Annotated in this window: 17 protein-coding genes; 4 read left to right on the forward strand and 13 right to left on the reverse strand. The window is 74.2% G+C overall.

Annotation, left to right across the window (positions count from 1 at the left end; translation table 11 throughout):
• Positions 1-6: 6 nt before the first annotated feature.
• The 4 genes from uvrC to rsgA form a co-directional block, all read right to left on the reverse strand.
• A complete protein-coding gene (gene uvrC / locus FHX32_RS21545; RefSeq protein WP_167185901.1) occupies positions 7-1,989 on the reverse strand; it encodes an excinuclease ABC subunit UvrC in 1,983 nt (660 codons plus the stop codon).
• Between the two features lie 152 nt (positions 1,990-2,141).
• Complete coding sequence (locus FHX32_RS21550; protein WP_167185904.1) at positions 2,142-2,624, reverse strand: Rieske (2Fe-2S) protein; 483 nt, start codon at positions 2,622-2,624, stop codon at positions 2,142-2,144.
• 198 nt (positions 2,625-2,822) lie between these two features.
• Positions 2,823-5,765, reverse strand: coding sequence for an excinuclease ABC subunit UvrA (gene uvrA, locus FHX32_RS21555; RefSeq protein WP_167185907.1), 2,943 nt, complete (start codon positions 5,763-5,765; stop codon positions 2,823-2,825).
• 300 nt (positions 5,766-6,065) lie between these two features.
• Complete coding sequence (rsgA, locus tag FHX32_RS21560; protein WP_167185910.1) at positions 6,066-7,145, reverse strand: ribosome small subunit-dependent GTPase A; 1,080 nt, start codon at positions 7,143-7,145, stop codon at positions 6,066-6,068.
• A 172-nt stretch (positions 7,146-7,317) separates the two neighbouring features.
• On the opposite strand from rsgA, the gene FHX32_RS21565 reads away from it, so the two are divergent.
• Complete coding sequence (locus tag FHX32_RS21565) at positions 7,318-8,034, forward strand: maleylpyruvate isomerase family mycothiol-dependent enzyme (RefSeq protein WP_167185913.1); 717 nt, start codon at positions 7,318-7,320, stop codon at positions 8,032-8,034.
• An 8-nt stretch (positions 8,035-8,042) separates the two neighbouring features.
• Positions 8,043-8,696: an MBL fold metallo-hydrolase gene (locus FHX32_RS21570; protein WP_167185916.1), complete on the forward strand. Its 654-nt coding sequence runs from the start codon at positions 8,043-8,045 to the stop codon at positions 8,694-8,696.
• 253 nt (positions 8,697-8,949) lie between these two features.
• On the opposite strand, the gene FHX32_RS21575 is transcribed toward FHX32_RS21570, so the two are convergent.
• Complete coding sequence (locus FHX32_RS21575) at positions 8,950-9,558, reverse strand: VTT domain-containing protein (RefSeq protein ID WP_167185919.1); 609 nt, start codon at positions 9,556-9,558, stop codon at positions 8,950-8,952.
• A 99-nt stretch (positions 9,559-9,657) separates the two neighbouring features.
• Positions 9,658-10,350 (reverse strand): 50S ribosomal protein L11 methyltransferase, encoded by a 693-nt coding sequence (locus FHX32_RS21580; protein WP_167186397.1) that lies wholly within the window; start codon positions 10,348-10,350, stop codon positions 9,658-9,660.
• Between the two features lie 172 nt (positions 10,351-10,522).
• On the opposite strand from FHX32_RS21580, the gene FHX32_RS21585 reads away from it, so the two are divergent.
• A complete protein-coding gene (locus FHX32_RS21585; RefSeq protein ID WP_088992880.1) occupies positions 10,523-10,726 on the forward strand; it encodes a cold-shock protein in 204 nt (67 codons plus the stop codon).
• Positions 10,727-10,770: 44 nt separating this feature from the next.
• Here FHX32_RS21585 and FHX32_RS21590 read toward each other — a convergent pair whose 3' ends face one another.
• The 5 genes from FHX32_RS21590 to FHX32_RS21610 form a co-directional block, all read right to left on the reverse strand.
• Positions 10,771-12,063, reverse strand: a complete 1,293-nt coding sequence (locus FHX32_RS21590; RefSeq protein WP_486481227.1) for an MFS transporter — start codon at positions 12,061-12,063, stop codon at positions 10,771-10,773.
• Positions 12,060-12,635, reverse strand: coding sequence for a helix-turn-helix domain-containing protein (locus tag FHX32_RS21595; RefSeq protein ID WP_167185922.1), 576 nt, complete (start codon positions 12,633-12,635; stop codon positions 12,060-12,062). The genes FHX32_RS21590 and FHX32_RS21595 overlap by 4 nt, the downstream gene beginning before the upstream one ends.
• A gap of 167 nt (positions 12,636-12,802) precedes the next feature.
• Positions 12,803-13,687 carry a hypothetical protein gene (locus tag FHX32_RS21600; protein WP_167185925.1) on the reverse strand — a complete coding sequence of 295 codons (885 nt, stop codon included), beginning with the start codon at positions 13,685-13,687 and terminating at the stop codon, positions 12,803-12,805.
• Between the two features lie 158 nt (positions 13,688-13,845).
• The gene (locus FHX32_RS21605) at positions 13,846-15,507 is read right to left on the reverse strand and encodes a CocE/NonD family hydrolase (RefSeq protein ID WP_167185928.1); all 1,662 of its coding nucleotides are present in this window, start codon (positions 15,505-15,507) and stop codon (positions 13,846-13,848) included.
• A gap of 5 nt (positions 15,508-15,512) precedes the next feature.
• Positions 15,513-16,025: a MarR family transcriptional regulator gene (locus FHX32_RS21610; RefSeq protein ID WP_167186403.1), complete on the reverse strand. Its 513-nt coding sequence runs from the start codon at positions 16,023-16,025 to the stop codon at positions 15,513-15,515.
• Positions 16,026-16,187: 162 nt separating this feature from the next.
• On the opposite strand from FHX32_RS21610, the gene FHX32_RS21615 reads away from it, so the two are divergent.
• Positions 16,188-18,311 (forward strand): efflux RND transporter permease subunit, encoded by a 2,124-nt coding sequence (locus FHX32_RS21615; protein ID WP_167185932.1) that lies wholly within the window; start codon positions 16,188-16,190, stop codon positions 18,309-18,311.
• A gap of 97 nt (positions 18,312-18,408) precedes the next feature.
• Here FHX32_RS21615 and FHX32_RS21620 read toward each other — a convergent pair whose 3' ends face one another.
• Both FHX32_RS21620 and FHX32_RS21625 read right to left on the reverse strand, forming a co-directional pair.
• A complete protein-coding gene (locus FHX32_RS21620) occupies positions 18,409-19,284 on the reverse strand; it encodes a transglycosylase SLT domain-containing protein (protein WP_167185935.1) in 876 nt (291 codons plus the stop codon).
• Positions 19,285-19,314: 30 nt separating this feature from the next.
• Positions 19,315-20,706 carry a DedA family protein gene (locus FHX32_RS21625; protein ID WP_167178360.1) on the reverse strand — a complete coding sequence of 464 codons (1,392 nt, stop codon included), beginning with the start codon at positions 20,704-20,706 and terminating at the stop codon, positions 19,315-19,317.
• Between the last annotated feature and the right edge of the window lie 41 nt (positions 20,707-20,747).

Here is a 20,747-nt window from a genome sequence, read left to right on the forward strand (position 1 = left end):
CGGCGGTCAGTCGGTCGAGGGGGTCTTCGCCGGGTCGCCGTTGAGCGCGGCGAGCACCGCCTCGGCCGTCCGGCGGCCCACCCCGGGCACCTCGGTGATCTCCTCGACGGTGGCCGCGGAGAGCCGCTTGAGCGAGCCGAAGTGGCGCAGCAGCGCCTTGCGTCGCACCTCGCCCAGGCCAGGGACCTTGTCCAGCGCGGATTCCGTCATCCGCTTGGAGCGCCGCTGCCGGTGGAAGGTGATGGCGAACCGGTGCGCCTCGTCGCGGACCCGTTGCAGCAGGTAGAGCCCCTCGGAGGTGCGCGGCAGGATGACCGGGAACTCGTCGTCGGGCAGCCAGACCTCCTCCAGCCGCTTGGCCAGCCCGCAGAGCGCGACGTCGTCGATGCCCAGCTCGGCGAGCGCCTGCGCGGCCGCCGCGACCTGCGGCGCCCCGCCGTCGACCACCACCAGCTGCGGCGGGTACGCGAACTTGCGGGGCCGGCCGGTGGTCGGATCGACCAGCGCGCCGACCCGGGGTTCGTCGCCGTCGGCCTGGCCGGCGGGGGCACCCGGGTCGTCGGCCGACTCCACGCCCGCCTCACCGGTCTCGGCCCGCGAGTCCAGAAAGCGGGCGAAGCGGCGGCGCAGCACCTCGGACATCGCGGAGAGGTCGTCGGTGGCGCCCCGGATGATGAACCGGCGGTACTCGCTCTTGCGCGGTAGCCCGTCCTCGAAGACGACCATGCTGGCCACCACGTCGGTGCCCTGGATCTGGGAGATGTCGAAGCACTCGATCCGCAGCGGCGAGGTGCGCATGTCGAGCGCCTCGCTGATCTCGTCGAGCGCCTTGCCGCGGGTGGTCAGGTCGCCGGCGCGGCGCAGCTTGTGCCGGGCCAGCGCGTCCTTGGCGTTGCGGGCCACCGTCTCCAGCAGGGCGCGCTTGTCGCCGCGCTGCGGCACCCGCAGGCTCACCCGGCTGCCCCGGTGGCTGCCGAGCCAGTCGGCCAGCGCGTCGGCGTCGGCGGGCAGCTCGGGCACCAGCAGCTCGCGCGGCACGTCGGCCTCGCCCTGCTCGCCGCCGTAGACCTGGGTGCAGAAGTGGTGCACCAGGTCGCCGGTGGTCAGGTCCTCGGTCTTCTCCACCACCCAGCCGCGCTGGCCGCGCACCCGGCCGTCGCGGACGTGGAAGACCTGGACGGCCGCCTCCAGCGGGTCGTCGGCGAACGCCACCACGTCGGCGTCGGTGCCGTCGCCGAGCACCACCGTCTGCTTCTCCATCGCCCGGCGCAGCGCGGCGATGTCGTCGCGCAGCCGGGCCGCCCGCTCGAACTCCAACTGCTCGCTGGCCTCGGCCATCTCGCGTTCCAGCCGGCGCACCATGGTGTCCGTGCGGCCGGCCATGAAGTCGCAGAAGCCGTCGACGATCTCGCGGTGCTGCTCGGCCGAGACGCTACCCACGCAGGGCGCCGAGCACTTGCCGATGTAGCCGAGCAGGCAGGGGCGGCCGACCTGGCCGGCCCGCTTGAACACCCCGGCCGAACAGGTACGCGCCGGGAAGACGCGCAGCAGCAGGTCGAGCGTCTCGCGGATGGCCCAGGCGTGCGAGTAGGGCCCGAAGTAGCGCACCCCCTTGCGCTTGGCGCCCCGCATCACCTGCAGGCGCGGGAACTCCTCGTCGAGGGTGACCGCGAGGTAGGGATACGACTTGTCGTCGCGGTAGCGGACGTTGAACCGCGGATCGTACTGCTTGATCCAGGTGTATTCGAGCTGGAGCGCCTCGACCTCGGTGCCGACGGTGACCCAGTCGACCGACTCGGCCGTGGTGACCATCTGCTGGGTGCGCTGGTGCAGGCCCCACAGGTCGGCGAAGTAGGAGTTGAGCCGGCTGCGCAGGTTCTTCGCCTTGCCGACGTAGATCACCCGGCCGGTGCCGTCGCGGAAGCGGTAGACCCCGGGCGACTCCGGAATGGTGCCGGGCGCGGGACGGTAGGTCGAGGGGTCAGCCACGGCAGCAAGCCTAGTCCGCACCCCCGACAGCCCTCGGCCGGCGCGACCGACGCTCCGGCGGGTTGACCCGCCCCCGGGATGCGGCACCTCGCGGTGCCGCCCCACCCGGGACACCACGGGACACCGCAACCCGAGACGATCGCGCCCGGCGCTCAGGCGAAGGAGATCTGGTCCCCGGTGACCTTGACGTCCTTCGGCGGCAGCGGCTTGGTGGCCGGACCGGCCTTGACCGAACCGTCGGCGATGGAGAACCTGCTGCCGTGGCAGGTGCAGTTGATCGTGCCGCCGTCGACGTTCGTCACCGGGCAGCCCTGGTGCGTGCAGATCGGGTCGAAGCCCTTGAACTCGCCGGCGGACGGCTGGGTGACCACGACGCCCTCCGCGGCCAGGACCACGCCGCCGCCGACCGGGACGTCCGCGGTCCGGACCAGCGACTGCGCCCCCTGGCGGTCGCCCCCGCCGGCGTCGCCGGAGCTCGGTACGGCCGGCCCGCCGCTGGTCGGGGCGGACCCGTCGCCGGAGTCCTCGCCGCCGCAGGCCGCCAGGACCACCGCCGCCCCGACCGCTCCCGCGCCGGTGAGCAGGGCCCGCCGGGTCTGGGTGACCGGCCCGGTCAGCACCTGATCGTCACTCATGCCTCGCCTTTCTCTCGGCTGCCGCCCCTGGAGATCCCGCGGCCACACCCTCGGACACGCACCACCGCCCCCACCGGTTCACCCGATCAGCGACGGCGGCTGCCCCGCCTCGACCGGGGCAGCTCCCGTTGATCACGAGGTTAGCCGCGCGATCGGCGCCACGTTCGCGATCGGCGGGCGGGTTCCGGCCGCCAGTGGTCAGCGGGCCGCGGCGGCGGCCTTGCGGGTGGTGCGCTTGCTGGCGCCGTTGGCCTTGGCCGCCCGGGTGGTGGCCGCGGTCGCGCCCTTCGCCGCGCCGTCGAGCTTGAGCACCTGGCGCAGGAACTGCCCGGTGTGGCTCTCGGCCACCTCGGCGACCTCCTCGGGGGTGCCGGTGGCCAGCACCGTGCCGCCCCGGTGCCCACCCTCCGGGCCCATGTCGATCAGCCAGTCCGCCGTCTTGATCACGTCGAGGTTGTGCTCGATGGTGATCACCGTGTTGCCCTTGTCGACCAGGCCCTCGAGCACCATCAGCAGCTTGCGGATGTCCTCGAAGTGCAGGCCGGTGGTCGGCTCGTCGAGCACGTAGACCGTCCGGCCGGTGGAACGCTTCTGCAACTCGGAGGCGAGCTTCACCCGCTGCGCCTCGCCGCCGGAGAGGGTGGGCGCCGGCTGGCCGAGCCGGACGTAGCCGAGGCCGACGTCGACCAGCGTCTTGAGGTGCCGGTGGATGGCCGGGATGGCGGAGAAGAACTCGGCCGCCTCCTCGATCGGCATCTCCAGCACGTCGGAGACGGTCTTGCCCTTGTAGTGCACCTCCAGGGTCTCCCGGTTGTAGCGGGCGCCCTTGCAGACCTCGCACGGGACGTACACGTCGGGCAGGAAGTTCATCTCGATCTTGATGGTGCCGTCACCGGAGCACGCCTCGCACCGGCCGCCCTTGACATTGAACGAGAACCGGCCGGGGCCGTACCCCCGGACCTTGGCCTCGGTGGTCTCGGCGAAGAGCTTGCGGACGTGGTCCCACACCCCGGTGTAGGTGGCCGGGTTGGACCGCGGCGTCCGCCCGATCGGCGACTGGTCGACGCCGACGACCTTGTCGACGTGCTCCAGCCCGGAGACCCGGGTGTGCCGGCCGGGCACCAGCCGGGCGCCGTTGATCTGGTTGGCCAGTACGGCGTAGAGGATGTCGTTGACCAGGGTCGACTTGCCGGAGCCGCTGACCCCGGTGACCGCGATCAGCTGACCGAGCGGGAACGACACGGTCAGGTTGCGCAGGTTGTGCTCCCGCGCGCCGTGCACCACCAGCTCGCGGCCCGGGGTCTGCGGCCGGCGCGACCGGGGCGTCGGGATCGACCTGCGGCCGGACAGGTACGCCCCGGTCACCGAATCCTGGTTCTCCAGCAACGCCGGCACCGAGCCGCTGTGCACGATCTTGCCGCCGTGCTCGCCCGCGCCCGGGCCGATGTCGACGATCCAGTCGGCGGTGCGGATGGTGTCCTCGTCGTGCTCGACGACGATCAGCGTGTTGCCCAGGCCGCGCAGCCGGACCAGGGTCTCGATCAGCCGGTGGTTGTCGCGCTGGTGCAGCCCGATGGACGGCTCGTCCAGCACGTAGAGCACGCCGACCAGGCCGGAGCCGATCTGGGTGGCCAGCCGGATGCGCTGCGCCTCGCCGCCGGAGAGGGTGCCGGCCGGCCGGTCCAGGGAGAGGTAGTCCAGGCCGACGTCGAGCAGGAACCGCAGCCGGGCGTTGATCTCCTTGAGCACCCGCTCGGCGATCATCTTCTGCCGGTCGGTCAGCTCGATGCCGGCCAGCAGCTCGGCGCACTCGCCCACCGACAGGTTGCAGACCTCGGCGATGCTCTTGCCGGCGATGGTGACCGCGAGCACCTCGGGCTTGAGCCGGGCGCCGCCGCAGGCCGCGCAGGGCACGTCCCGCATGTAGCCCTCGTACTTGTCCCGCGACCAGTCCGACTCGGTGTCGGCGTGGCGGCGCTCGATCCACTGCACCACGCCCTCGAAGCCGGTGTAGTAGGAGCGTTCGCGGCCGTACTTGTTGCGGTAGCGCACGTGCACCTGGTCGTCGGAGCCGTGCAGGATGGCCTTCTGCGCCCGGGACGGCAGGGCCCGCCACGGGGTGTCGACGTCGAAGTGCTCGGCCTCGCCGAGCGCCTCCAGCAGGCGCAGGAAGTATTCCAGGTTGTGCCCGGTGGACCAGGGCTGGATGGCGCCCTCGCGCAGGGTGCGCTCCGGGTCGGGCACGACCAGCTCCGGGTCGACCTCCTTCTTGGTGCCCAGGCCGGTGCACTCGGGGCAGGCGCCGTACGGGGCGTTGAAGGAGAAGACCCGGGGTTCCAGGTCCTCGATGGCGAGCGGGTGGTCGTTCGGGCAGGCGAGGTTCTCCGAGAAGCGCCGCTCCCGCTCCGGGTCGTCCTCGGGCAGATCGACGAAGTCGAGCAACACCAGCCCGCCGGACAGGCCCAGGGCCGCCTCGACCGAGTCGGTGAGCCGCTGCTTGGCGCTCGGCTTGACGGTGAGCCGGTCGATCACCACCTCGATGGTGTGCTTCTCCTGCTTCTTGAGCTTCGGCGGCTCGGTCAGCGGGTGCACCACGCCGTCGACCCGGGCCCGGGCGTAGCCCTTGGCCTGGAGCTCGGCGAAGAGGTCGACGTACTCGCCCTTGCGGCCGCGGACCACCGGGGCGAGCACCATGAACCGGGTGCCCTCGGCCATCGCGAGCACCCGGTCGACGATCTGCTGCGGGCTCTGCCGGGAGATCCGCTCGCCGCAGACCGGGCAGTGCGGCTCGCCGATGCGGGCGAAGAGCAGCCGGAGGTAGTCGTAGACCTCGGTGATGGTGCCGACGGTGGACCGCGGGTTGCGCGAGGTGGACTTCTGGTCGATCGAGACGGCCGGGCTGAGGCCCTCGATGAAGTCGACGTCCGGCTTGTCCATCTGGCCGAGGAACTGCCGGGCGTACGAGGAGAGCGACTCGACGTAGCGGCGCTGCCCCTCGGCGAAGATCGTGTCGAAGGCCAGGCTCGACTTGCCCGACCCGGAGAGCCCGGTGAAGACGATCAGGGCGTCCCGGGGCAGGTCGAGACTGACGTCACGCAGGTTGTGTTCGCGCGCGCCACGGATGATCAGTCGGTCGGCCACTGTCCGTGTACTCCCGGGTGAAGAAGAGAGGAGGATCTGTCCCGCTCCGTGGTGATTCTGAGCGGTTGTGCGAGCGCAGAAAAGCGCCTCGGCAACTCTAGCCCCGAGGTACGACACTTTTTCCGCCCGGCACATTCCCGCAGCTCAGCCCAGCTGGCCGCGACCCGGAGGGCGGCGACGAGCGCATCGTCCGCCCCGACGCGGCGGCGTCGACCGCCCTCGCCGGGCCCCGATGCGGCGGCGAGGGCCGGTCGGTGACCGCACCGCCGGTGATCCACTATCGGTCACCGGCGTCGCGGTTCAGAACCCGCCGGGCGAGGGCGGTCGGGCCGGCCGGTTGGCCCGCCGGCGGGCGCCACGCCAGCCGCCCCGGCGCTCGGCGGCCAGCCGGGTCTCCCGGCGGCGGGTCTCGTACGCCACCTCCCGCTGCAGCCGCCGCCAGCTCTCCCAACGCCGCGCCGGCAGTTCGCCGCTCTCCAGCGCCTCGCGCACCGCGCAGCCGGGCTCCCCGTCGTGCCCGCAGTCGCCGTACCGGCAGCCGGTGGCGAGTTCGGCGATGTCGGCGAAGGCCCGGTCGAGCCCGGCCGAGCCGTCGAGCAGGCCGACCGCCCGCACCCCGGGGGTGTCCAGCACGGCTCCGCCGCCGGGCACCGGCACCAGGGCCCGCCAGGTGGTGGTGTGTCGGCCCTTGCCGTCGACCCGGCGGATCGCCTGGGTGGGCATCACCGCCGCCCCGGCCAACGCGTTGACCAGGCTCGACTTGCCGGCCCCGGACGGGCCCAGCAGGCCCAGCGTGCGGCCGGGCGCCACCTCGGCGCGCAGCGGGTCCAGCCCGGTGCCGCGCTCGGCGCTGACCGGCAGCACGGGCACCCCGGGGGCGACGGCGGCGATTTGCCGGGCGATCGCCGCCGGATCGGCCGCCAGGTCGGCCTTGGTGAGCACCAGCAGCGGTCGGGCGCCCGACTCGTGGGCGAGGGAGAGCAGCCGCTCGATCCGGCCGACGTCCGGCTCGGGGTGCACCGGCTCCACCACGGCGGCGGCGTCCAGGTTCGCGGCGAGCACCTGGCCGCTGGCGTCCTTGCCGGCGGTCCGGCGGATCAGCGCGGTGCGCCGGGGCAGCACCGTCTCGACGGTGATCCGCTGGTCCGGCCAGGTGCCGAGCAGCACCCAGTCCCCGGCGCAGGGCAGCCGGGTCAGGTCGTGGGCGGCGGCGGCCAGCACCGCCCCGCCCAGGGTGGCGCGGACCGGGCCGTCCACGCAGAGCACGGTGCAGACGCCGCGGTCGACCCGGGCGACCCGGCCCGGACGGTGGTCGGTACGACGGCGCAGGTGTGCCGCCCGGTCGGCGTCCCAGCCGAGGGCGGTCAGGTCGATGGTCATGAAATCCTCATCGGTGTCGGAGTCGGTGACGCACGCGTGCTGAGACCGGCATGATCACCACCTCCTCCGAGTTCCCGGTGCCGCGTTTCCGAGCCGACGGTAGGGGTCCCGGCGACGCGCCGAAAGCGATTTCCCCGGCGACGTGCGGGCGGGCGACCGTTAGGGTCGGAACGTGACCACGGATCCGCTCCTGCTGACCGGTGAGGTGGACGACGCCACGGCGCGCCTGCTGCGCACCGCGGCCACCTTCGACCATGCGGACATCGCCGCCGCGTCGCTGCTGCCGGGCTGGACCCGCGGGCACGTGCTGACGCACCTGGCCCGCAACGCCGACGGCTTCGTCAACCTGCTCACCGCGGCCCGTACCGGCGAGCCGGTGCCGATGTACGCCTCGGCGGCGGCCCGGGCGGCGGACATCGAGGCCGGCGCCGGCCGCCCGCCGGAGGCGCACCTGGACGACCTGCGCCGCTCGGCGGACCGGTTCGCCGAGGCGGTCGCCGCGATGCCCGCCGAGGCGTGGACGGCGACCGTCGACACGCCACGCGGTCCCAAGGTCGCCGCCCTGCTGGTCTGGGGCCGGCTGCGCGAGCTGGCGGTGCACCACGTCGACCTGGCCGCCGGGCACCGCCCGGCCGACTGGCCCGAGGCGTTCGGCCACCGGCTGCTGCACGAGGTGGCCACCGACCTGGCCGAGCGCGGCGACGCGCCGCCGATGGTGCTGCGCTTCGACGGCAGCCGGCACGAACTGGTGATCGGCGACCGGGCGCACGCGCCCGTGGTCACCGGCGCCGCCCCCGAACTCGCCGCCTGGCTGATCGGACGCAGCCGCGGCGACGTGCTGACCGTCACCCCGGACGGTCCGCTCCCCGAGCCACCGGAATGGATATAGACACCGTCATGACCTACCGCGGAGACGTCTCACCCGGCGGCGCGCCGGCCGTACGCGAGCTCGACCAGCTCACCATCACCAAGGTGTCGGTGGGCCCGATGGACAACAACGCCTACCTGCTGCGCTGCCGGTCGACCGGCGAGCAGTTGCTGATCGACGCCGCGAACGAGGCGCCGCGCCTGCTGGAGCTGGTCGGTGACGCCGGCCTGGCCACCGTGGTCACCACCCACCAGCACATGGACCACTGGGTGGCGCTGGAGGAGGTGGTCGCCAAGACCGGCGCCCGCGCCCTGGCGCACGCCGACGACGCGGCCGGGCTGCCGATCGAGTCGGAGCCGCTCGCCGACGGCGACACGGTGCGGGTCGGCGACTGCCCGCTGGAGGTCATCCACCTGCGCGGGCACACCCCCGGCTCGATCGCGCTGCTCTACCGCGACCCGGGCGGCACGCCGCACCTCTGGACCGGCGACAGCCTCTTCCCCGGCGGGGTGGGCAACACCAACAAGGACCCGCAGCGGTTCACCGCGCTGATCGACGACGTCGAGCACAAGCTCTTCGACCGGCTGCCCGACGAGACCTGGTTCTACCCGGGCCACGGCAAGGACAGCACCCTCGGCGCCGAACGCCCCGCACTCCCCCAGTGGCGCACCCGCGGCTGGTAACCCCCACCCCGTCCGACACAGGGCACCACCGCAGAGTTCACCCAACCGACGGCCGCGCCCAGAGATCACCCAACCGACGGCCGCGGCGCCCCACGCCCGGACGAACCCGGCCCACGACGGGGAGGGGGCCTGCCGTGCCCGGCGCAGGGATCAAGCCTGACCGCCCGGAGCCGGGCACGGCAGGCCCCCTCCCCCACCGCAACCACCCGAAGCCCGGCACGGCAAGCCCCCCACCGCAACCCCGGTCACCCCGTCAGCCGGCCAGCGCCCGCAGCCGCCGCCGCGTACCCAGCAGCACCAGCGTGGCCAGCACCAGCCCGACCGCCATGGTCACCAGCATCGGGCTGGCCGGCCCGGGCAGCAGCCCGGCCAGCGACCGGGAGGCGATGCCGAGCACCAGGTAGAGGCCGGCCCAGGCGGCGGCGCCGAGGGTCGCGCAGCCGAGGAAGCGCCGGTACGACATCCGCAGCCCGCCGGCGGCCAGCGGCAGCAGCGCGTTGAACACCGGCAGGAACGGGGCGACCAGCACCATCCGGCCGCCCCCGCGGCGCAGGATCCGCTCCGCCGCCGCCCAGCGCGACTCGCCGATCCAGCCGCCGACCCGGCTGTGCCGTAGCCGGTCACCCCACCGGCGGCCGGCCAGGAAACTCAGCGACCAGCCGGCGAGGCAACCGACCACCACGGCGGCGAACGTGGCCAGGCCGGTCGCCGGCCGCCCCACCCCGACCGCGGCGAGGATCGCCACGTCGCCCGGGACCAGCACCCCGAGCAGCGGTACGGCGTCGAAGAGCATGACCACCCCGAGCACCCCCATGAGCAGGGTGGTGGGAAGCTCCCCGACCTGGGCCAGCCAATTCGCCATGCCCCGTACGCTATGACCCGGCGACCACGATGGACATCGGGTTTGCTCCCCACCCGCCCCTGATTCCCCCTCCGGGTGGTCCCTGAGTAGGGCCCGGCGTCAGCGGGGGCGCAGCACCTGCACCCGGCGCACCGGCGAGTCGACGCTGGGCTCGGTGGTCGGCACCGGATAATCGGCGACCACGGTCAGGCCCGGCGGCAGGTGACCCCGGCCGGGGTCGCCGACCAGCACGTCGGCACCGGTGGCAGCGACCCGGCTCAGGAAGGCCCGCATCCGCGCCGCGAGCGGCGCGTCGTAGAACACGTCCCCGGCCACCAGCAGGTCCACTCCGGCGCCGTCGGTGTCGAGCAGGTCGCCTCCGGTGGCCGCGACGGCGACCCGGTTGGCCCGGGCGTTGACCGTGACCGCCGCGACCGCGTACGGGTCGATGTCGTTGGCGACCACCCGCCGGGCGCCGGCGAGCGCGGCGGCGATGGCCACCAGCCCGGAGCCGGCGGCCAGGTCGAGCACCCGGCGGCCGGCGGCCAGTTCGGGGTGGTCGAGCAGGTGGCGGGCGAGGGCCTGGCCACCGGCCCAGACCGACGCCCAGTACGGCGGCGGCAGGTTGCGTCCGGCGTGCGCCTCCATCCGGGCCCACCAGACGATCGCGTCCTCGGCCAGGTGCAGCCGCACCTCGGGCACGAACGGCGTGCGCACCAGCCGGAGCCGGTCCAACCCACCGCCGGGGGCGAGGATCTCCCGCTCCAGGTCGGTGAGGGCGGCGTTCGCGACTTCGGTCACCGGCGCAAGCATGCCGTAGCGGGCCGGCCGCCGCGCGGCTTTCACGATGCCGGTCCGCGGAACTGCTCGCACCGCCTGCGGCACTTCGCCCGGCAGATCGGGGTTTGGCCGGTTACTGTCGGAAAGGTACAGGGCGATCATCGGCTGACGGCCGGCGGTCAGCCGCTTCGAACAGGAGAGATGCATGGCAACCGGCACGGTTAAGTGGTTCAACTCGGAAAAGGGCTTCGGCTTCATCGAGCAGGACGGCGGGGGTCCGGACGTGTTCGTCCACTACTCGGCCATCGCGACGAGCGGTTACCGGGAGCTGAGCGAGGGCCAGAAGGTCGAGTTCGAGGTGACCCAGGGGCAGAAGGGTCCACAGGCGGACAACGTCCGCCCGATGTGACCCGTGCCGGTGGCGGCGGCCGTACCGGCCGCCGCCGCAGCGCGTCAGGATGGTCCGGGCGCGGCGGGCAGGTCCCGCCGTCGCCGTAGCGGCCCGACCAGCAGGATCAGCGGGGTGAGCGCCAGCCAGCCGGTCATCACCCCGACCGCGGTGCCGGTGCCGAAAGCGGCGCCGAGCGCGCCGGCCGCCACCGCGGCGAGCGGGATCGTCCCGTAGTTGAGCAGTTGCATGCTGACCGTCACCCGGCCGAGCAGGTGGTGCGGCGGGTAGGTCTGCCGGAAGCTGCTCTTGAGCACGTTCCCGACCGCCACCCCGAGGCTGACCAGCACCCCGCCGAGCGCCGGCCAGACCAACCCGGCGCCCGCACCGGCGAGGGGGATCAGCAGCGCGGGCGGCCCGGTGAACGCCGCCGCCAGCAGCATCGCCCGGGCCGTGCCCAGGCGACGCCCGAGCCGGGTGGCCAGCACCGCGCCGACGATGCCGCCGAGGCTCATCACCGCGACCAGCACGCCGACCGGGCCCGGCGCGACCCCGACCTCGCGGACCAGGAACACCACCAGGACGGCCTGGTAGCCGACCAGCCCGATGTTGCTGGCCGCGCCGAACAGCGTCAGCACCCGCAGGTACGGATCCCCGGCGACGAACCGGATCCCCTCGGCGATCTGCCGCCGCAGCGACGACGTGCGCCCGGCCGGCTCGGGCCGCGGCTCGACCCGCCGGATGCGCAGCAGGCAGACCGCGGAGACCAGGAAGCTCAGCGCGTCCAGCAGCAGGGCGGTGACCGCGCCGGCGAGCTGCGCCACCAGGCCGGCGATCCCCGGACCCAGCACGTAGCTGGCGGTGTGCGTGGCCTGGATCCGGGCGTTGCCGGCCGGCAGCTGCTCCGGGCGCAGCAGGGCCGGCAGGTAGACCTGGTCGGCGGTTTCGAAGAAGACCCGGGACACCCCACCGCCGAGGGCCACCACCAGCAGCTGCCCGACGGTGAGCACCTCCAGCACGGCGGCGAGCGGCACACTGAGGAACAGCAGCGCCGAGAGCACGTCACAGACGATCATCACCGGCCGGCGGCGCAGCCGGTCCACCCAGGCGCCCACCGGCAGGCCGATCAGCAGCCAGGGCAGCCAGGCCGCGGCGGTGAGCACCGCCACCGCGAAGGTGCTCGCGTCGAGCACGGTCACCGCGACCAGAGGCAGCGCCACCGCGGTGACGTTGCTGCCGAGGCTGCTGACCGTCTGCGCGGCCCAGAGCAGCCGGAAGTCGCGGTGCCCGCGCAGTCCGTTGGCCGGGCGGCCGCCGGCGTCCCGCTCGGCGGGCCGGGTGGCCGTCGCCGGGCTCACGGCCGGGCCGGGAAGCCGTGGGCGAACAGGAAGACCGGTTCCCGGCGGCGCCCGTCGTCGGGCGCCTTCCGCTCGGCCCAGCGGGCCAGCAGGTCGGTCAGCTCGCGGCTCAGCTCGGCGAGCTCCTCCGGGGTGAGGTGCAGCCACCGGTCGGTGGAGAACGGTCCCTCGCCCCAGGCCTCGTGCGCGTCGTCGCCGGCGGCGTGCCAGGCCCGGGCCAGCGCGACGTGCCGGTCGAGGTTGAGCGAGGTGGCGGCGTCGGCCACCGCCCGGGCCGCCGGGTCGCTGTCGAAGTCGGCGCTGGACCAGGCCACCCCCCGGCTGACCAGGCGCCACCACCGCTCACGGCGGTCGCGGGCCAGCTCCGGCGCCTCGACGACCAGGTCGGCGGCGGCGAGCACCTTGAGGTGGTGGCTGACGTTGGCCGGGGCCTGTGCGGTGCGGTCGGCGAGCACACCGACCGTCGACGGGCCGTGCACCTTCAGCACGTCCATCAGGCGTCGGCGCAGCGGGTGGGCGAGCGCGGCCAGGACCCGTGAGTCGGTCACCTGGCGTACGTCGGGGTTCGGCATGCCGCCAGCCTGCCATCGGCAAGAGAAGTTTCGCAAGAACTATTGCGTAATCTATCTTGCGAAACTCCGGCGATCGCGTCGTTCCGGACGGCGCGTGATACCGCGGAGTCGTCACGATGACTCCGCGGTATCACGCTGCGCGGGGCCCGGTCGCCCGCGGGCCGGCCTCAGGCGGCCAGCCGACGGGCCAGTTCGTCGGCCACCTGGCGGGCCAGCGTGGGTGGGATCGCCGCGGCGATCTTCTCCGGGGTCAGCCCGGCCAGCACACCCGCGATGATCGCCGGTTCGTCGGTGACGTCCTTGCCGGCGAGCTGGCTCAGTGCCGTCTGCACCGCGCTGAGCTGCGCGCCGAGGCTCTGCAGGCTCGGGTGGGGCACCACGTAGCTGGTGTTCAGGTGGTCCTCCCCCATCGCCATCCGGGTGTAGATCTGCCCGACCGGGTTGCGGCCGTCCAGGACGGTCAGGTTGCGGTGGATGGTCTCCAGCCAGGCATGCTCCTGCGGGGTCATGTCGTCTCCCTCGATGAGGCCGATGGTGGTCAGGTAGCGGCGGAACAGCGGGGTCTGGTCCCGGCCCGCCTTGATCGCGTCGCGGAAGAAGCTGAAGTGGGTGTGCCACAGGTGGGAGTCGTCGCCGGTGCTGCGCCGGTTGAGCCGGTCCCACCGCCGGACGACCCTGCCGTCCGGGGAGTAGATGATCTCGCGGATGTCCCGGGTGTCCGGCGCGTCGGCGGTGCACTGGCCGACGCACCAGACGGAGAAGCTGCGCAGGTCGTGGGTGCGCCCGCCGGAGCGGACCTCGAACTGCCCGACGTCGAGCGCCGCGGCGTCCAGGGTCAACCCGTTGCGGTCCCGGGGTGACTCCACCACCGAGTAGTCGCCGGCGACCACCCGGTCGGAGCCGCAGTGGTAGCCGCCGCGGTGCGAGGCGTCACCGACGATGCCGACCTCGGCCGGTTCGAGGTCCTGGCTCCGCACCCGGTCGGGATCGACGTTGAGATGGGTGAGCAGCAGGTTGCGCACGGTCAACAGGTTGGTGGGTGCGCGCGTCATGAGTCCCCCTCGTCGGGTCAAGGGCCGGACACGACAGTGACGCCGGGTATGCGGCGAGGGGGCGGCACACGCGCGCCCGGCCAACTGGTGCACAACGCCGGGCGTTGCCCAACCATAACTCGGTCGACAGACAAACGCCCAGTTCAGACGGGGTCTGTTCAGCGTGGACCCGGTGGCGGAACAGAATTCAGCACCGGCAGGACGATCGCCGACGGGTGGTCGGGATCGTGCAGGATCTCCCGATGGCCGGCACGCAACGTGACGGCGGTGCCGAGCGGCTCGCCGGTGCCGGGGTTACGCGCGTACCGGGGGTGGGCGCCGCCGGAGACCTGCACACGCAACCGGTGCCCGGGCGCGAACCGGTGGGCGGTGGGCCACAACTCCACCGGCACCCGTACGACGCCGGCGGGGTCGGCCGGATAGCGCCCCGGCTCGATTCGGACCAGCCCGTCGCAGACGTTCCAGGACCGGCCGCGCCGGTCCACGTCGCACAGTCGCACGAAGACGTCGAGATAGGACAGTTCGCTGCGGACGTGCACCTCGGCGTGCACCGGGCCGGCCACCTCGACCGGCTCGGTGAGCGGCGCGCTGGTCCAGGTGAGCACGTCGGGTCGGGCCTCCACCGGGCGGTTGTCGACCGGCCCGGCGCGCTGGGCGACCAGCAGCGGGCCGCCGAGCGAGGGGGTGGGGTCGGCCGGGTCGTACCAGAACCCGTCCGGGGCGGACGGCACCGCCGGCTCGGTGGCCAGCACGCCGGCCGGGTGCAGGTGCCACCGGACGGGCGTGGCCGGCGGTGGCCAGTCCGGCAGGTCCCGCCAGCCGCCGCCGGCCCCGCCGAGGTGTACCCGCACCGGCGAGGTCCGGGCCACCGGGCGGCCGGCGAGGTGCTCGTCGAGCCAGTCCAGCCCGTCGCGCAGGGCCGCCACGAACAGCCCCGGGCTGCCGTGGGTCCACGGCCCGACGGTCAGCCGGGGCGCGGCGCCGGCCGCGCGCAGGGCCGCGAAGTCGCGCAGCTGCGCCGGCAGGAAGATGTCGTGCCAGCCGCTGACCATCGCCACCGGCGCGCGCACCTGGGCGATCCGGTCGTCGAAGACCCGGGTACGCCAGTAGTCGGCGGCGGGGGTGTGGTGGCGCAGCCACTCCTGGAAGAACGGCACGGTCACCCCGGTGGCGATCCGGTCCGCCTCGGCCAGCGGCAGGTGGGCCAGCGCGGCGACCAGCCGGGGCTGCCCGCGCTTGAGTTCCCACTGCCGGGCCAGCCAGGGCACGGTCTGCGCCTGCAGCAGCTCGGCCCAGGTGAGCACGGTGTCCAGCGCGAACGAGTCCCCGGCGTAGGTGGAGTCGCGGGTCGCCGAGGCGGTCACCACGGCGACCATCGCGCGCAGGTCGTCGCCCGCGTCGGCGGCCAGCGCCCACTGCACGAACCCCTGGTAGCTGGCGCCGAACATGCCGAACGCCCCGGTCCACCAGCGCTGACGGCGCAGCCAGTCCAGGGTGTCCAGTCCGTCGTCGCGTTCGTGCACCAGCGGCTCGAACACCCCGCCCGAGCCGTACGTGCCGCGGCAGGACTGGATCACGACGTGGAAGCCCCGTTCGGCGGCGAGCCGCCCGAGCAGCCGCATCGGCCCGCCCCGCCCGTACGGGGTGCGGATCAGCACGGCCGGCGCGCCGGGCAGGTCGGGGGCGTAGTGGTCGGTGCGCAGCACCACCCCGTCGCGGACCCGCACCGGAATGTCACGGGTGAGGGTGACCCGCCGGGTACGCGCGGCGGGCAGCCGCAGCAGCGCGGTGGCGACCCGGGTGGCCAGCCGGTCCAGCACCGCGGTCAGCCCGGGCGGCGGGCCGGGGCAGGGCGGGCCGAGCGGACGGTGTCGCGGTGCTCGCGCATGGAGGCGCTGATCGCCGACATGAACCGGTGCACCACCGCCAGTTCGTCGTCGCTGAACCCGGACATCACCTCGTCGGTACGCCGCCCCAGCGGCCGGAAGAAGTCCATCGCCAGCTCGGCGCCCCGGTCGGCGTAGTGCAGGAAGACCTTCCGCCGGTCGGCGGTGTCGCGGTCGCGGCGGATGTGCCCGGCCCGTTCCAGCCGGTCGATCAGGGCGGTGACCGAGCCGGAGGAGAGGTTGAGCTGCTCGCCGAGGCGCCCGGGGGTGATCGGCTGGCCGACCAGCTCGGCGTCCATCACGGCGATCAGCGCCTGCAGGTCGGTGGCGTTGAGCCCGTGCAGCGCGGCGAAGGCGTGCCCGATGTGCTGCGCGTCGCTGGAGTACCGGCGCAGCTCGGCGGTGATCTCCGCGACCAGCCGCTCGCGCCGGGTGTCCCGCCGCCGGTACATGCCGTGCGTCGCCACGTCCGCCTTCCCTGCCGCCCGTCGTCGTCGAGTTGCAGCATAGCTCAGCGGTCGATAATCTCGATCCTCAAGATACTTGGCAGCCGGGAGATGGGTGTGTGCGTCCACGGACGCGCCCCGCCGGCCGCAGACCGGGAGGCGCCCGCCATGTCCCTGTTCACCCACGTCGCCCGTGGCCGGCTGGCCGCGTGGCTCACCGTGGTCGCCGCGCTCGTCTTCGGCGCGGCCGTCTTCGGGCTGCCCCAGCCGGACAACCCGGAACCCGTCTCGGCCACCGGCCTGTCCGTGCGATGGCAGTCGACCCAGGTCGAACGGCTCCAGGACCAGCTGCCCTCCCGCGACGTGCAGCCGGCGATCGTGGTCACCAGCCGCACCGACGGCGCCCCGCTCACCGAAGCCGACCGCACGGCGCTCGCCGGCCAGGCCGGCGAGCTGGGTCGGTTCGCCGCCAGCGGTCGGGTCAGCCCGCCGCAGGTCTCCCCCGACGGCACGGTCGCCCTGGTCGTCGTACCGCTGTCGACCGCCGGCGGGCAGCAGGAGGTCGCCGGCCGGGTCGACCAGCTCCGCGCCGCCCTCGGCGACACGCCCGAGGCGCTCACCGTCTCGGTGACCGGCGGACCCGCCTTCACCACCGACCTGACCAAGGTCTTCGACGGCGCGGACACCACCCTGCTCGCCGTCACCGCCACCGTGGTCGCGCTGCTGCTGCTCGTCACCTACCGCAGCCCGTTCCTCTGGATCGTGCCGCTCGTCGTGGTCGCCGCCACCGAGCAGCTCACCCTGCGCGTCCTGGACACGATCGTCCCGGCGGTCGGCATCAACCTGCCCGGCGGCGCCGTCACCGGCATCGCCAGCGTCCTCGTCTTCGGCGCCGCCACCGACTACGCGCTGCTGCTCATCGCCCGCTACCGGGAGGAACTGCGGCGCGAGGAGAACCGGTTCGTGGCGATGCGCGCCGCCCTGCGCCGCACCGCCGAGCCCATCCTCGCCAGCGGCTTCACCGTCGTGCTCGGCGTGCTCACCCTGCTGCTGTCCGAGCAGGAGCTCAACCGCGCCCTCGCGGTGGCCTGCGCCACCGGCGTCGTCCTGGCCATGGCCTCGGCGCTGTTCGTCCTCCCCGCCGCGCTGGTGATCTTCGGCCGCGGCCTGTTCTGGCCGTTCGTGCCCCGGGTCGGCGGCGCGGTCCGGGAGGGCCGGCTGTGGGGCCGGCTCGGTGCCGCCGTCGAACGCCGCCCCGCGCCGGTCGCGGCGCTCGCCGTGCTGCTGCTCGCCGCGCTCTCCCTCGGCGGGCTCGGCATCCGCACCGGCCTGTCGGAGACCGAGCAGTTCCGGGTCAAGCCCGAGGCGGTCGCCGGCGCCGAAACCCTCGCCCGAGCCTTCCCCGCCGGCACCACCCAGCCGGTCGCCGTGCTCACCACGCCCGCGGCGGTGCCCGCCGTCACCCAGGCCGCCGCGGCCGTGCCGGGCGTCGCGTCCGCACGCCCCGGCGAGGCGGGCGCCGAGGTGGCCCAGGTCGACGTGGTGCTCGACGCCGAGCCGGGCACCGCCGACTCCGACCGGACGATCGAGGCGCTGCGCGACGCGGTCGCCGCGGTGCCCGGCTCCGCCCCGCCCGCGGTCGACGGCGCCGACCCCTTCACCGGCGCGGTGGTCGGCGGCTCGGTCGCCGCCACCTACGACTCCGACAGGGCCAACGGCAAGGACCTGCGGCTGATCCTGCCGATCATCCTGCTGCTCGTCGGCGCCGTGCTCGTGCCGCTGCTGCGCGGCCTGCTCGCCCCGGTGCTGCTGGTGCTCACCGTCATCGCGTCGTTCTTCGCCAGCCTGGGCGCGGCGTGGCTGCTCTTCGACCACGTGCTCGGGTTCCCGGCACTGGACAGTCAGGTGCTGCTGCTCGCCTTCGTGTTCCTGGTGGCGCTCGGGGTGGACTACAACATCTTCCTGGTCACCCGGGCCCGCGAGGACGCCCGCCCCGCCGGCACCCGCGCCGGCATGCGCTCCGCGCTGCGGGTCACCGGCGGGGTGATCACCAGCGCCGGGGTGCTGCTCGCCGCGGTCTTCGCCGTGCTGGGCGTACTGCCGCTGATCCTGCTCACCCAGATCGGGGTCATCGTCTGCATCGGCGTCCTGCTCGACACCCTGCTGGTCCGTACGGTGCTGGTGCCGGCGCTCGCGTTCCTGCTCGGCGACCGGTTCTGGTGGCCGGGCCGGATCGAGCGGACCGCGGCGGAGCAGCCGGACGCCGAGCCGGTCGCCGCCGCCCGGCGGTGAGCGGCGCGCCGGCGACGTCGCCCTCGACCGCGGCGGGGTCGGGTCCTCCCGGCCCCGCCGCCCCGGCGGCCGACGTGGTGCCGGCCCCGCGCCGGGCTCAGTAGCCGAGGCAGACGCACTCGGTCATCAGCGCCCGCACGTTGCGCACGTAGCCCGGGTTGGGCACGGCCAGCGGCCGGCCCTCCACCGCGACCGCGCCGTGGCCGTAGTTGTAGGCCGCGATGACCGCGTTGAGCAGGCAGGAGTCCAGCTCGGCGGTGCACAGGCCGGCGTCGAGGCGGTAGTCCGCCTCGAAGTACATGTCGCCGATGTACTTGGTCAACCAGGCCAGGTAGTTGGCCCCGAGGTAGGCGTTGTCGCGGTAGTCGCGCACGTCGTAGCTCTGCCCGAACCGCTGGTTCATCCAGTCCGCGGTGGCCGGCATCACCTGCATCAGCCCGATGCCGCCGTCACACGCGACGATGTTGGACTGCCAGCCGCTCTCCTGCCACGCCGTGGCCTTGACCAGGTTCAGCGGGATCGTGATGCTCGGCGCGGAGGTCGGCCAGTAGGTCTTCGCCGCCGCGTCGGTCAGCGCCGCCTTCGCCTGGGCCCGGCTCGCCTGGCTGCCCTGATAGCTGGGCTCGCAGCCGCTCGACGGCGACTTCGGCGGCGCCGGTGGCACCTTCGTCTCGGTGGGCGGCTTGGCGACCGGGCGGGGCCGGGGCGCCCGGCTCGGCGTACGGCTCGGGGCGGCGCTCGGCGACGCGGCGCGGGTCGGCGCCGCGCCCAGCGCCTCGACCGCGCTCGGCTGCGCCGACGGTTCCCCGTCGGGCCCGCCGTCGAGCGGGTCACCCGGCAGCGCGGTGGGCGCGGCCACCGGCGCGGTCAGGTCGCCCGACCCGGCCCGCTGCCCGGCGCAGCCCGCCGACGTGCCGGCCAGCAGCATCCCGACCAGCAGCACCGCGGCGAGCCGGTCCATGCGTCGACGCATCTCGACACCTCCCCCGTGTCGTGGCGCACCCTAGCAGGGCCGGACCGGCCGCCGGGGCCCCGACGACACCTCCGCCGGCTGCCCGGCGCTGCCCACCGCCCGGTCCCGGGTGGCCCAGGCCACCATGAACACGGTCGTCCAGGCGATCCCGAGCAGCACCGAGCCGGCGGTGCCGCTGGCGGTGCTGAACCCCAGGTAGAGGCGGGCGCCGCCGAGCCCCACCACCCCGGCCGCGGCGGCCGTCCAGGCGGCCACCGCCACCGGCCAGCGGGCGTGCCGGGACACCAGCCAGGCGAGGGTGCACAGGCTCGCCGTCACCACCGCGGTCTGCGTCGGGAAGACGACAGCTCCGCCGCCGGGACCGGTCAGGTCGGTCACCACGGCCAGCACCACCAGCGGCATGAACGCCCCGGCCGTGCCGACCACGCTGAGCAGGTCGGCCTGCCAGGGCCGGTGCCGCCAGGCCAGCACCGCGGCCAGTACCGCCACCACCACGATCAGGGCCGAGCCGCGCAGCACCGAGACCACCGCGAGGGTGGCGTCGACCGTGCCGGGGGTACGCCGGTCGGCGAACCAGCCGGCTATCGCCCCGTCGACGACGGCCAGCCCGCTGTGCCGCACCACCGCCCCGAGCAGCCAGGCGATGGCCAGCCCGGCGACGAAGAGCAGCAGCAGCCCGGCGGCCAGATTGATCAGCAGCGTCCAGGCCGGCCCGATCCGCATGGCGAGCAGGAAGAACAGGATGCCGTACCGGGCGCCGAGCCAGCGCACCGGCGGCAGCCCGGCCGCCCGGGACAGCAGCGCCCGGGCCGGGTCCGGGTTGCGGCCCAGCCACCGCCCGGCCAGCACCACCGCGACCAGCGCGGCCAGCAGCACCAGCACCGCGCCGGTGGCCCGGCCGAGCAGCCGGGACACCGTCTCGTACGACTCCCCGGCCAGGTAGCCGACCAGCACCGACCCGCCCACCCAGCTGGCCACCCCGGCCGCGTTCCACGGCGCGAACCGCCGGTACGGCATGCCCGCCGCGCCGGCCAGCCGGGGCACCAGGGTGCGGACGAAGGCCACCCAGCGGGCGGTGAACACCCCCCGCCCGCCGAGACGGCCGAGCATCGTCTCCGCCCGCCGCCACCGGTGCGGGCCGACCCGGGCGCCGAGCCGGCTGGCGCGCAGCCGCGACCCGTACCGCCGGCCGGCGCGGAACGCGAGTGTGTCGCCGATCACGGCGGCGCCCACCATCACCAGCAGCGCCGGGGCGAGCCGTAACGTCCCCGCGTACGCTAGGAAGCCGACCAGCAGCAGGGTCGCCTCGCCCGGCACCAGCAGCCCGAAGATCACGGCGGTCTCCGCCGCGACGATCAGCGCGGCGACCAGGTAGATCAGCAGGGCCGGCAGGCCCTGCAGAGACGTCAGCAGGTCGTGCACTCGGCCCCCATGAACACGAGGGTCAGCATGCCAGCCGTCGC

Source organism: Micromonospora sp. CNZ280 (genome assembly GCF_011759515.1).

Bases quoted from the DNA above. Each gene is read 5' to 3' on its own strand.
- FHX32_RS21595 (WP_167185922.1), bottom strand. From the start codon at position 12,635: ATGCCGAACCCCGACGTACGCCAGGTGACCGACTCACGGGTCCTGGCC.
- FHX32_RS21575 (WP_167185919.1), bottom strand. From the start codon at position 9,558: ATGGCGAATTGGCTGGCCCAGGTCGGGGAGCTTCCCACCACCCTGCTC.
- FHX32_RS21620 (WP_167185935.1), bottom strand. From the start codon at position 19,284: ATGCGTCGACGCATGGACCGGCTCGCCGCGGTGCTGCTGGTCGGGATG.
- FHX32_RS21550 (WP_167185904.1), bottom strand. From the start codon at position 2,624: ATGAGTGACGATCAGGTGCTGACCGGGCCGGTCACCCAGACCCGGCGG.
- FHX32_RS21585 (WP_088992880.1), top strand. From the start codon at position 10,523: ATGGCAACCGGCACGGTTAAGTGGTTCAACTCGGAAAAGGGCTTCGGC.
- FHX32_RS21580 (WP_167186397.1), bottom strand. From the start codon at position 10,350: ATGCTTGCGCCGGTGACCGAAGTCGCGAACGCCGCCCTCACCGACCTG.
- FHX32_RS21615 (WP_167185932.1), top strand. From the start codon at position 16,188: ATGTCCCTGTTCACCCACGTCGCCCGTGGCCGGCTGGCCGCGTGGCTC.
- rsgA (WP_167185910.1), bottom strand. From the start codon at position 7,145: ATGACCATCGACCTGACCGCCCTCGGCTGGGACGCCGACCGGGCGGCA.
- FHX32_RS21570 (WP_167185916.1), top strand. From the start codon at position 8,043: ATGACCTACCGCGGAGACGTCTCACCCGGCGGCGCGCCGGCCGTACGC.
- FHX32_RS21610 (WP_167186403.1), bottom strand. From the start codon at position 16,025: ATGTACCGGCGGCGGGACACCCGGCGCGAGCGGCTGGTCGCGGAGATC.
- FHX32_RS21600 (WP_167185925.1), bottom strand. From the start codon at position 13,687: ATGACGCGCGCACCCACCAACCTGTTGACCGTGCGCAACCTGCTGCTC.